This is a genomic window from Sinobacterium caligoides, from assembly GCF_003752585.1.
GTDB classification, from domain to species: Bacteria; Pseudomonadota; Gammaproteobacteria; order Pseudomonadales; family Sinobacteriaceae; genus Sinobacterium; species Sinobacterium caligoides.
This window is the reverse complement of the sequence record NZ_RKHR01000004.1, coordinates 1,040,303-1,051,900: the sequence shown is the minus strand read 5'-3', so window position 1 is coordinate 1,051,900 and position 11,598 is coordinate 1,040,303. Positions and strand designations below refer to the sequence as shown.

The 11,598-nt window shown below is 43.1% G+C and carries 8 protein-coding genes and 2 pseudogenes; 2 read left to right on the top strand and 8 right to left on the bottom strand.

The annotated features are described in order from the left end of the window. Positions 1-86: 86 nt before the first annotated feature. From EDC56_RS11270 to EDC56_RS11245, 6 genes are all read right to left on the bottom strand, one after another. Positions 87-2,264 carry a CDP-glycerol glycerophosphotransferase family protein gene (locus tag EDC56_RS11270; protein ID WP_162844161.1) on the bottom strand — a complete coding sequence of 726 codons (2,178 nt, stop codon included), beginning with the start codon at positions 2,262-2,264 and terminating at the stop codon, positions 87-89. Beyond that, positions 2,257-2,886 carry an ABC transporter ATP-binding protein gene (locus EDC56_RS11265; RefSeq protein ID WP_425452464.1) on the bottom strand — a complete coding sequence of 210 codons (630 nt, stop codon included), beginning with the start codon at positions 2,884-2,886 and terminating at the stop codon, positions 2,257-2,259. The genes EDC56_RS11270 and EDC56_RS11265 overlap by 8 nt, the downstream gene beginning before the upstream one ends. A 74-nt stretch (positions 2,887-2,960) precedes the next feature. Beyond that, a complete protein-coding gene (locus tag EDC56_RS20110) occupies positions 2,961-3,728 on the bottom strand; it encodes an ABC transporter permease (RefSeq protein WP_123712601.1) in 768 nt (255 codons plus the stop codon). A gap of 37 nt (positions 3,729-3,765) precedes the next feature. Further along, on the bottom strand, positions 3,766-4,848 hold the full coding sequence (locus tag EDC56_RS11255) for a biotin/lipoyl-containing protein (protein ID WP_123712600.1): 1,083 nt from the start codon (positions 4,846-4,848) through the stop codon (positions 3,766-3,768). Then, positions 4,845-6,779, bottom strand: coding sequence for a dehydrogenase E1 component subunit alpha/beta (locus tag EDC56_RS11250; protein WP_123712599.1), 1,935 nt, complete (start codon positions 6,777-6,779; stop codon positions 4,845-4,847). Before EDC56_RS11250 ends, EDC56_RS11255 begins: the two co-directional genes overlap by 4 nt. Continuing rightward, a complete protein-coding gene (locus tag EDC56_RS11245) occupies positions 6,776-7,693 on the bottom strand; it encodes a polysaccharide deacetylase family protein (protein WP_123712598.1) in 918 nt (305 codons plus the stop codon). Before EDC56_RS11245 ends, EDC56_RS11250 begins: the two co-directional genes overlap by 4 nt. A gap of 140 nt (positions 7,694-7,833) precedes the next feature. Here EDC56_RS11245 and EDC56_RS19805 point away from each other — a divergent pair, with 140 nt between their 5' ends. After that, positions 7,834-8,724 carry an NAD-dependent epimerase/dehydratase family protein gene (locus EDC56_RS19805; RefSeq protein WP_123712597.1) on the top strand — a complete coding sequence of 297 codons (891 nt, stop codon included), beginning with the start codon at positions 7,834-7,836 and terminating at the stop codon, positions 8,722-8,724. A gap of 118 nt (positions 8,725-8,842) precedes the next feature. Here the strand turns inward: EDC56_RS19805 and EDC56_RS20105 are convergent. Together EDC56_RS20105 and EDC56_RS20100 are read right to left on the bottom strand one after the other, a co-directional pair. Next, positions 8,843-8,992, bottom strand: a pseudogene (locus EDC56_RS20105) (sugar transferase); the annotation flags it as partial. 112 nt (positions 8,993-9,104) lie between these two features. Continuing rightward, a pseudogene (locus tag EDC56_RS20100) lies at positions 9,105-9,230 on the bottom strand (sugar transferase); the annotation flags it as partial. A gap of 252 nt (positions 9,231-9,482) precedes the next feature. Between EDC56_RS20100 and EDC56_RS11230 the strand changes: the two are divergent. Further along, positions 9,483-11,483, top strand: coding sequence for a polysaccharide biosynthesis protein (locus tag EDC56_RS11230; RefSeq protein WP_123712596.1), 2,001 nt, complete (start codon positions 9,483-9,485; stop codon positions 11,481-11,483). Positions 11,484-11,598: the final 115 nt, after the last annotated feature.

Here is an 11,598-nt window from a genome sequence, read left to right as displayed (position 1 = left end):
TAATATGCCGCTACACCTTGCGGACGTATTTTACTGCATAATTGTGGTCAAACGTTTAACTAATCTCAAAACACTCGATTTTTTTATCACTGAGTAGCAACTAATTCTTCAATGACTTGCGTTAGGCGTTCTCTGCTGTTGCCATCGCAGCTTCCTAAGTGCTGTTCTTTGAAGTGATCATACTTATCATGTTTCAAATTGTTCCGTAATAGTGCGATAAAGTCTGCGGTAGTATTGGTTTGGTTGATTGGTCCAGGGAAGTCACTGAAGAAATCAAAGCAAAGATCGTTAGGGTTTATCGCCACGTTGTAAATTTGAGCTGCAACAGGAATTTCAAGCAGCATTGCATAATATATTACGGAGGAGTAATCGGTTGTTAACGAATTTGTGATCGTTAGTAGGTCAAACAGCTCATAGTGGCTAAGGTCAATAATGTTGTTAAAGTAGCTCAGGTCGGTGCATTCTTCGCCACGAATTTTTCGGTTAATTATACTTGGGTGGTGCTTTACTATTAAAACTTCATCGTTATGCAGTTGCTGTGAGATCTGCTCGTAATTTAAGTCGGTGTAGACAATGGGTTTATTTTTATCACTCTTGTCTTTAGTGTATGAGGGGGCGAATAGGTAGATTTTCTTCCCTTTTAATCCGGGGTTGTCTTGGTAAATACTTTGTCTTCTTTCGTTTATTTTGTCTTGATTGAAGTAAATATCTGTCGAGTATGTGCCTATTGGATAAACCTTTCCTTGCACGTTAAAGTTTTTGTATACCGTGGGGGTAATAGCTGATGATGATGCTACAAAACTGCCTGTCCTCGACACTAATATTTTTTTGAATGCCCCGGGTGCGTGCCAAATTTGAAGGTGCTGGATGGCTGGGTTTTCATCTATCAGTGTTTTGTTGTTTATTGATGTGACAATAAGCTTGGATCTATTAGCCATGTAGAGATACTTCACTTTGTCGATAATGTCATTAGATATTATAGTGTGCTTGTGTGTTAGTTTTGATGCCTTCTCAAAATAGTCCAAGTAATGGTTTTTGATGTCTTTCATGTTTATTGAGTCGACAAACAATACGTCATTATTCTTTTGTAGTCTTTTGCTGATCTTGTTGGTTATGGCTATAATCAAATTTTTTCTATGTTCTTTCGATCTATATGCTTTCTTTGTGTGGGCTGTTATTTTTCGTAAACCACTGATTATTTTTTTTTGTTTTTTGCTCGGAGGTTTTTTTGCAGGGTTTTTGTGGTAGAAAAAGTCATTATAGTTTTTTAGTTGTTCGAACTTGTCGTACGCTTCGTTAGTTAACTCCCGATAATCCGGGGTGAATTTGTAAGTGAAACAAAAAGTCCGTACGATGAAGTCTCTCCACGGAGTTCGTTTGGTGTATGTGCCTTTCAAGGTCAGTGGGAAAGTGAAGGTGGGGATGTTTAAGTATTTTTCAAGAGTGTAGAGGGATGTCGATGTTAAGCCAACGGCGGCTTTAAACTCCCCTGACCTAATTAATAACTCTAGAGGTACACTTGCGTCCCCCATATCGACGAGATTATCTCGTAGAGAATGTTGAACTCGATTTTGTATGTCGCTGAAATCGCAAGCATCCCTTCCTTTGTAGTATACTTTGAAGTCACTTTTTAATAGCGATTCAATGACGGCTACTTGCTGAATTAGGAACTTCTGCTTGTTGAGAAAATTTATTGACGAATGGATAAACAAGATCGATCTGTCAGGCTTGCTTTGATTATTTTCGCAAGATAATATTTCTTTTACTTCGGAGATTGACTCGATTACTGTTGTGTCATCTATCCACTTTATATTTTCAGCGTGGAGGTAATGAACAAGAGGTGGGTGCAGCTGGAGGTAGTGATAGGTTGCTTGCTCTAGCTGCTGGCTGGCGTGGGTTTGGTTATTTAGATTAAGAATCCCCTCAAATATTATGTGTGTCTCGGCTTCTGGATAGAGGCTTTTAAACTTTTGGGCAATTGATGAGTCGTTAACTAATATGTAGGATATCTCTTCCAGATTTGCTAGTTCTGGTGAAATTTGTTTGCTTCTTAGTGCTACGTGGTTTTCTACGATTATTTTTTCTGGCGAGAAAACCTTTTGACACTGATCGACTTTTTCCAGAATTACTTCTGAATGTGGATCCTCGTGAGGCATGTAAGTAAGGCATGCTATCGTGCTGCTAACATTTAAGCTTTTTAATGTCATGTGCGTAGTGATAAGGCGTAAGTCGCGGCAGCCTATGATGAGTGCTTTTCTATTCATTGTCATACTCTTTTATGATGCTCTCAGCATCTCCTGTCTTTTTTACCATCCCATCTTCGATCCATATAACCCTGGTGCAGATGCGTTTTATCTGGCTCGATGAGTGGCTTACAAATACAGCTGTTTGACCACCTTTGATTTTTTCAATCATTAATTTTTCTGCTTTCTTCTTGAACTTGGCGTCACCAACGCTAAGGGCTTCGTCTATCAGTAATATATCTGGCGACATTTGAAAGGCGATAGAGAAACCTAGTTTAGACTTCATGCCGCTAGAATAGGTTTTTATGGGTTGATGTATGAAACCCTCCAGCTCTGACATCGATATGATTTCATCGATTTTATCAAGGCATTCCTTTCTGCTGAAGCCAAGCAGCAAGCATGAAAAAATAATGTTGTCGTAGCCTGTTAATTTTTGGTCAAACCCGGCATGTAGCGATAGCAAGCTGACTTTTAGGTTTGCTGCCCTCTTAATCTCGCCCTTGTCTGGTGCGTACACTCCGGCTAGTATTCTTAAGAGTGTTGACTTTCCGGCCCCATTTCGTCCGATAACCCCTAGAGTTTCTCCTTTTCTTATTTCAAAGGATATGTCTGATAGTGGTTCGTAAAATTTTGAGCCGTTCATGGCTTTAAGAAGCTTGTATCTGATCGATACATTTTCTAGCGTAATCAAGTTATCTGGTAATTGCATTTACTCCATCACCTCATCACTTCTCTTGTCATGGACTGATCTTTGCTGATATAGAGCGCTATGCTTAAAGCAATTAATGATACTGCTGAAATCAACAAATATATCAGTGAATATGTTGATGGACTAACCTGTTCAATAAGGATTTGCCTATAGAGAATTATCATATTTGCAATGGGGTTAATATCAAAGACCCATTGGTAAGTCTCGGGTACTTTTGATATCGGGTAAATTATCCCGCTTACGTACATCAAGATTCTAGTGCAGCTTGATAGCATTAGGTGGACATCGCGAATATAAGTAACAATAAATGCGAGTAGTAATGAGCAGCCTATTGTGAATATGAATTGAAGTAGTATAACGATGGGGAGCCAAAGCCAAGACTTATTAGGAAGATAACCAAATCCTACAACAGTTATTAATAGCATGGCTATAGCAATAGTCTGGCGTATAAATTCTTGCGTGCAGCTGACAAGTACAAAAAAAGACTTAGATATTGGGACTTGGCTTGAGATGGGCTTTCCCGCTACGATTGACATTGATGATCTATTGATTGATTTGTTAAACCACAGCCAGGGGACTAGCCCTGTTAAAAGATAAATAACAAAATTATCAGTCTTTGAGTGCAGTAGTATGCCAAATACAATGTAATAAACACCCATAAATAGCAGTGGTTCGATTAAGAGCCATGCATAGCTTAGTTTGTTTAAGCTGTTTTCGGCTTTAACATTTAGCCTAGCTTTCGTATATATGAGATAGCAGAATTCTTTTATAGCCATAAGCTGAAGAGGGTGTACCCCCCCCTTTCTCCAGTGTTTAAAATTTATCTTTTGTATTAATGTTTTCCATGTTGGCAATGAAGGTGTCGTCTGGAATCTTTACGTCAGCAAAGACGGTGCTATTCATGCCTATGAGACAGTTTTTGCCTATATTTACATTGCCGCCAAGAACTGCGCCAGGTGCGATATGTGTGTTATCACCGATGTTGCAGTCATGGCTTATTATTACACCGGAATTTATTATGCAGCCAGTACCAATATTGACATTGTTACCTATGATAGCCCCTTGTGCTATCTGGGTCCCCTTGCCAGTATTTGCCGTATGTTCTATAAGTGCGCTACGATGCTGAATGTTGTGCCAGCTTACTCCAGCATCTTCTGCTGATGTGATAATGCGCTCTCGGGCTTTGCATACACGCTTATCTTTGAAGCTATAGCCTATAGCAACATGGATATTATGGCTAATTAGTGCTGCCCAGAATGAAGGCGTGCATTGCTGCTCGGTGCCGATAACGATACTTTCATGTTGCTTGTTGCCAACTATGTTAGCATCATGGGTGATGATCCCTACGATGTTTACGTGTTGTGACTTCTGGGCTGTAATTATGGTGTGCAATGTATCTGCGTGTAAGCCGGTTCCTATAAAGATGATGTTGAGGTGATTGGGTTTAACGTTGCGGATTATTGTCTTTAGTTCGATCTCTTTGGGGGCGTTGTTGTAGGCTCTGACCATGTCTAGGCTTATAAGCCCATCATGCGCCAAATCACTTATATCGAGATTTTTAGCTGCTATATATTCTTTTGCTTTCAAAGATGTTACGGCTGCTTTACTTTCACTTGTTTTATCTTGTGATGTTTTTGTTTTGCTCGATGGTTTGGCGCTGGACCATATTTTAGCGATAACACCACCAACTTCTACTTCGTCATCAGCTCTGCATAGTAACTCAATAAATCCATCGATGGGGGCCTCAACGGAGACAACGGATTTAGATGTTTCTAGTTGAATTATGTCCTGCCCCTTTTTAACCTCTTCTCTATCGTGACAGTCAATCGATTGAATAATTACAAATTCATCGTTGATGACTTCGGTAGGTGCGTAGATTTCTGCTAGTAATTTCATTGTTGAACTCTGCTTAGGATTGTTGTGATGGCCGTTTGGCTATTAAGCAGGGCCTCTGTCTCTAGATTTTTTATCGATGGAATAGGGCATTGAACTGAGCTAATCCTGCAGCACTCTATTTTATTGTCTGCGTCGGTTTCCTGTAGTTTGGCAACAACTTCGCTACCGAAGCCACCTGTTTTACTGTTTTCTTCCATGACGAATAAGTAGCCAGTTTTGGCTGCTGATTTTATAATGGGTGATATATCAAGAGGGGATATGAGTGACGGCACTATAATCTCAGCAACAATCTCATGCTCTTTGAAAAGCGGCAATAAAATGTCCTCAGCCACTCCTGCTGCGCCACCATAGGCCACTATAGTGATGGTTGGCTTAATGCTCTTTGGCGCTATTTTAACGACGGGATAGGTGTGGCTACTTTGTTGGTAGCTAAAGCCTAGCTTAGGCTTGCTGAGAAGGGTGCTACCATAGTCGATCTTGTTTTCAATAACAATTACCGGGTGCGACTCTTTGTGTACAGGCTGATAGATAGCGTCGGTATCTAAAAATTTATTAATCGCAACAAGCTTTACGTTATCTATTCCTAGCATGAACTTATCGAGGGTTTGCGAGTGAGTTGGGCCATAACCACGCCCACCGCCCATGGGTGTTCTAATAACAATAGGGCAAGTCACTTGCTTGTTATACATGTGATAGAACTTTGATGCATGATTGATGATCTGATCGAGAGCTAGCAGTATAAAGTCACCGAACATTATTTCTGCATAGGGCTTCATTCCAGCAAGGGCTAAGCCATTAGACATGCCTATCAATCCTGCTTCGCTAATAGGTGTGCTAAAAACCCGCTGAGGATAATCAGTCGACAAGTCGGCAGCCACTTTAAATGCTCCACCATATGGAGATAAGACGTCCTCGCCAATAAATATGCTGTTCTCGTCATCCATGCATTTTTTTAGGCTTTTGTTCAGCCTCTCAACAAGGCGCAGGCTGCTTGGTTTTATGTCAGTCCACTCGTAGTCGCTTCTAGTAAGTGAGCTGTTGGTGTTGTTTAAATACTCGTCCAGGGTGAGCTCTTCATCACTTATTGAGGATAATACCTTTTGTATTTCATCGTCCACCTCACTAAGAATGCTGCTATATTCCGCGGGGTTGTTAGCCGCGAAAACGTTTATCGGGTCTATTTTTCTAAACGGAGCTATTACGGATTCGCTTCTTGTATCATCACCCTTTGAGTGTGAGGCGAGTCGGTATGTTTTGACGTGGAAAAATACTGGTTTATGTGTTTCGCGGACCTCTGAGAATGTTTTTTCTGCCTGATCAATTAGCTCCTCGTATTCCCACGTGCTTCCTTCTTTGTAGCTCAGGCCAAACCCTTCGGCTCTTTTTCGTAAATCGCCAGAGAAGCTGGTGTCCTTGATGGTGGTTTGTGCGTAACCATTATCTTCGCAAATGATAACTAGTGGAACATCCCAGTTGGACGCCATGTTCATTGTTTCGTAAATAACACCTTGCCCTAAGGTACCATCGCCAATGAAAACGGCTCCAATATTATTGTTACCCTTTAGCTTGTTCGCCAGAGCCATGCCTGCAGCCACGGGTACAATGCCGCCTTGGATGCCGTTGGAGTAAAAGTTTCCTTCGCATAGGTGCTGACTGCTACCAACCCCTGCGCAAGTGCCATCCTTTCGGCCCATTAGCTCTGCCAACAAGCCTTTGGTGTCTTTGGTGTAGGCTAAATAGTGGCCATGGCAGCGATGATTAGAAAATATAAAGTCATCTTTTTTAAGCTGGCCTGCGAAGGCGATCGCAGACATCTCTTCGCCAATGCATGTGTGAACGGTGCCGTTTAGTTTTCCTTGGCTGAAAAGTTCTAGTAACTTTTCCTCTGTGCGCCTTATTAACAAAGCTTCTTTAAGTGTGTTCAAATTCATTTTTTTGACTCAAGTAATTTATAGAAATCTGTGCTGTCAATTCTAGGTATCAAGTAGGGGGTCTTGCCGAGCTGTGTGGTCGTGCTGGCTATCATTGCGTGCTTTATTTTAAGTCTGTCCATTACAGCGAATGTCTCTTTGTTGTTTTTTCCGCATGGATAGGCGCAGACAGTTATGTCCTGGTTGATCATTCTTTCTAAAATTTCTTTGTTACGCTGATAGCTTTGCTGCTGTTGTTGTTGGCTCCACAAATCTATAGTGGTGGGGTGCTCATGTGAATGTATGCCAATCAGGTGCTTTTTGCTCATTGTTGAAATTTGAGCTTGGCTTATCCATAGTTTTTTACTGAGACTATCTTTGTCGATCATGAGGTCCCGCATCATTTGATCAACGATCAAAAAATGCTTTTCTTTAAAGGCTACGTCGCGAAAATATCGAAATTTTCGATCTTCTTTAGTGTAGAATTTTGCGTGTGCTAAATACTCATCAAAGTTAACTTTTTGGCATACATCTTCATATTCTTTTTCGGATAATAGTTTAGCGTTGTTGAAATACTCTCTATAAAAATCATTTACATTATTAAAATAATTGTTTCTGAAGTGTCTCTGAATTTCAAACCTGTCTTCGTCGCCAGTGAAAAAGAAAGTGCAAATGTTAAAAATGCCTTTGATGTTGTGTTTGTCAAGAATAGGGACAGCTATGTCGTATTGTTCTGCAATTCCGTCATCGAAGGTTAAACAGGTCTCGTTTTCAGCTAGAGTTCCCGAGTCGTATCTGGCGAGCCATTCGTCAGCGGATATTACCTTGTATACATCATTGGTAATTATTTCTTCTAGTTGCTCAGCGCTAAGGGAGCCGTCTACTTTCTTGTAGTTGTTGTTGTCATGAAAGTAGTGAAACATAATTGGTTCCATGAAATGCCCCCTTAAGCTTGGTTTGTGACGGAAAACGTGAGGCCGAATTATATATCTTTTTGCGGCTTATGTGCGCTTAGGGCAATAGTTTTTGATGTGTATTATGGTATTTTGTCCATTTTTGTAGAGAGGGAGCTGGTTTGAGGGCTTTAATTATTGGTGCAGGGGGCTTTATTGGTACTGCTCTTTGCAGAAAAATGCATGAAAACGACAAGGATTTTGTAGCTCATTATAGAACGCGAAAGGGTGGTGTAAGTAATTGTATTATCGGGTCAATTTCCATTCTAGAGGGCTCGTTTGATTGGGCGAATATGCTAGGGCAGGTGGGGTGTGTTATCTATTGTGCCGGAAACAATGGCGCCACCCCATCGTTATGTCATCAAGCGAATGTTGTGGACCCGTTAGCGCTTACTCGCAAGGCGATTGAGTGTGGGGTAGACCGCTTTATTTATCTCAGTTCCGCTAAGGTGTTTGGTGATGTTAGTCAATCACTCGCGTTTAGTGTTAGGGTTAATAATCTTTCACCTGTAGAAGAGTATGCTCAGTCTAAAGTTGACGCAGAGAGAGCTCTCATGGCAGCGGTGGCAGGTACGAGCATGGAGCTCGTTATTATTCGCCCCCCCATGGTCTATGGAGCAGGGTCAAAGGGTGGGGTAACGGCCCTAGCAAATATAGCCAAAAAAGGCATCCCCCTTCCTTTTGCCAGTGTTAATAATAGGCGTAGCGTGATCCACGTCGATCGTCTATGTGACTTCATTGTTCACTGTATCAATCACCCGCGTGCGGCCGAGCAGCCTTGGTTGGTTTCGGATGGTGTTGACCGCTCGTTGCCGGAGCTTATTCGTCATATCAGCCAGCCAAGTAAGCCTAGGCTACTGCCTTTTCCTCCGTCATTATTGAATAAGGTGCTTTGCCTGATGGGCAAGAAGAGGCGGGCTGATAGTTTGTTTGCGGATTTCCAGATAGATATTCAAGATACGGTTGATATATTAGGTTGGGATCCGTTGTCGGTAGATTGCGGTGGCTTCTAAGTGTTTGACTGTCTGTTACTTTTACTCGGTAACCCTGTCCGCGCCCTGCTCCTTTCCAAATGATGCACTGTGCGTAGAGTTTAATATCCATCCGTTTAATCATTAGGGCGTCGTAACGTGCGAGCTTTCTGGGGGTAGACATATCAATGTCATTCACTTGCCCTAAGTCTTTGATACCTGGTCTAGCGCTAAACACCCCACGTTGTTGCCTTTGTTGAATTAGCTCGTGTTGGTTGAGCAGGCAGTGACGAGGGCCAACTATGCTCATCTCGTCTATTAATACATTCCACAGCTGTGGTAGCTCGTCGAGCTTTTGTTTTCCTTAATAGGCTACCTAGCTTTGTTACGCTGGATGTTTTAGCTAGGTGGGTGGCTACTGATGTGGTGTCGACGGCCATTGTACGAAATTTAATCAGCTTAAAGGGCTTTGTGTCGCGTCCGACCCGTTGCTGTATAAAAATAGGCTTACCAGTATCGAAAATTCTCGCGAACGCTATTATTAGCATGATGGGTAGGCTAAGTAGCAGTCAGATGGTGGCGATAGTAATGTTGAGTTAGCGGATCATGGACTGATTTATCTACTCGGGGGCGTTTAGGGAAGGCGGCATTGCAGAGCATGATCGAGTGTGTATGGGAATAATCTGCGAATCGCTCTATGAGGGCTTATGGTCAGCCGAGCTTAGGGCTATACTGCTAGTTTCACTCTCTGTTATGACAGAAAGAAGATTTATCAGCGTGATAACTAAGCTAGGAAATGTATGAATCAGCTTCACTTTATATGGTCGATGCCTCGTATATATAAGCGCATGGTCAGTGTTGTTATAGACAGTATGTTTATTGCGTTGGCGTTTTGGGGGGCCTATTGGGCTCGTCTTGGTTCGGTGGGCGGGTTAGAATCTTCGACGTGGGTGGTGTATTTTGCTACGACTGTGGTTACGTTGATTGCTTTTACGAAGCTTGGGCTCTATCGGGCGATCTTACGTTATCTGACATTTCACGCTCTGTTTGTAATTTCCATAGGAACGTTAGTTTCTCTGCTCTCGCTCACGTTCTTTGCTTTTTATTTTGAAATCTATATTCCACGTACCGTACCGATTATTTATGGCGCTTTTCTTTGCTTACTGTGTGGCGGCTCGCGCCTAGTGGTTCGAGTGCTATTTTCTAAGGCTTTTGAAGGTAATGGTGACTCCGTCGTGATATATGGTGCGGGCAGCTCTGGTCGGCTACTTTCAATGGCGCTTCGCGGTAGCGATGTATATAGAGTGAGGGCATTTATAGATAGTGATAAAACCCTTAAAGGGACTGTTATTCAGGGGGTTAGAGTCTTTGGGGTGGCTGATCTGGAGGCCGTGATACGAAGTAAGAATGTTAGAAAGGTATTGCTAGCGCTTCCTCGAGCATCAAGAATGGAGCGTAAGGCTATCATCGATGGTTTAGTGCATTTGTCGGTAGAGGTATTAACTGTGCCGCGGATGATCGATATTGTGAGTGGTAAGGCGAAGATCGACGAGCTGCGCGACGTTTCTATTGAAGACCTGCTCGGTCGCGACCCAGTGCAGCCTCAGCAGGCACTAATTGAGGCAAACGTTCGGGGTAAGGTGGTGATGGTTACCGGGGCTGGAGGCTCTATCGGCTCTGAGCTTTGTCGGCAAATCATTCGCCAAGGACCTACCTCGTTAATATTGTTTGAGTTATCAGAGTTTGCTATGTACAGGGTTGATAAGGATTTATCAGCGATTAATACGGCTGAATCACTCGGTGTTAAGGTGGTCCCGTTGCTAGGCTCGGTGCAGAAGGAGAATAGAGTTTTTGCGGTAATGCAGTCTTTTGGGGTGCAGACGGTTTATCATGCTGCGGCCTATAAACATGTGCCGTTAGTGGAGCACAACGTAGTGGAAGGAATCCGCAATAATGTATTTGGTACTTATTTTACGGCAAAGGCGGCGATCAATGCGGGTGTAGAGTCTTTTGTTTTGATCTCTACCGACAAGGCGGTGCGGCCCACCAACGTGATGGGGGCGAGTAAGCGGGTTGCCGAGTTGGGGCTGCAGGCGCTAGCGAGCAAAAGCCCGGGCACGCGCTTCTGTATGGTGCGTTTCGGAAACGTACTCGGCTCTTCGGGCTCTGTTATCCCCTTGTTCAAGAAACAGATTGCGGAGGGCGGGCCGGTCACTGTCACCCACCCCGATATCATTCGCTACTTTATGACCATCCCCGAAGCAGCGCAATTGGTGATTCAAGCTGGCGCTCTTGGTAAAGGTGGTGATGTGTTTGTTCTCGATATGGGGGAGCCGGTGAAAATCTCCGATCTCGCTAAAGATTTGATTCAGCTTTCTGGGCTTGAGGTTCAGTCGGAGGATAACCCTGCTGGTGATATTGCCCTGAAGTTCACTGGTTTGAGGCCGGGTGAAAAGCTTTACGAGGAACTTCTTATTGGCGATAGCGTTGAGGTGACAGCTCATGAGCGCATTATGACAGCGAATGAGTCCTTTATGGCTTACGAGAAGTATGTGGATTTAATTGATCAGCTAGATCATGCCTGTCATAACTTTGATCATGTTAAAATCCGTCAACTATTGCTCGATAGTCCTACCGGCTTTGAGCCAACCTCCGGCATCGGTGACCTGGTGTGGCAGGCCCGCTCAGAGCGGCAATCGATGATGGATGATAACAAGGGGGGCGGCGAGAGTGGCGTGCTGGGCTCGGATAGTAAAGAGCATAAGTTGCAGTTAGTTACTTCGGGGGGCATTAAGCCCTAGCTCATCTTTTTATTGGTTGTGACTCCTTATTGTAATGTAGAGGGCTCCTTGGTGAGCGAGATGACTAAACGGATTGAATAGTTACCGCCCTTGACTTGGGTCACGAGCTTTTATT

Excerpts from the sequence above, each read along its gene's own strand:
- EDC56_RS11270 (WP_162844161.1), bottom strand. The coding sequence starts at position 2,264 with ATGAATAGAAAAGCACTCATCATAGGCTGCCGCGACTTACGCCTTATC.
- EDC56_RS11265 (WP_425452464.1), bottom strand. The coding sequence starts at position 2,886 with ATGAACGGCTCAAAATTTTACGAACCACTATCAGACATATCCTTTGAA.
- EDC56_RS20110 (WP_123712601.1), bottom strand. The coding sequence starts at position 3,728 with ATGGCTATAAAAGAATTCTGCTATCTCATATATACGAAAGCTAGGCTA.
- EDC56_RS11255 (WP_123712600.1), bottom strand. The coding sequence starts at position 4,848 with ATGAAATTACTAGCAGAAATCTACGCACCTACCGAAGTCATCAACGAT.
- EDC56_RS11250 (WP_123712599.1), bottom strand. The coding sequence starts at position 6,779 with ATGAATTTGAACACACTTAAAGAAGCTTTGTTAATAAGGCGCACAGAG.
- EDC56_RS11245 (WP_123712598.1), bottom strand. The coding sequence starts at position 7,693 with ATGGAACCAATTATGTTTCACTACTTTCATGACAACAACAACTACAAG.
- EDC56_RS11230 (WP_123712596.1), top strand. The coding sequence starts at position 9,483 with ATGAATCAGCTTCACTTTATATGGTCGATGCCTCGTATATATAAGCGC.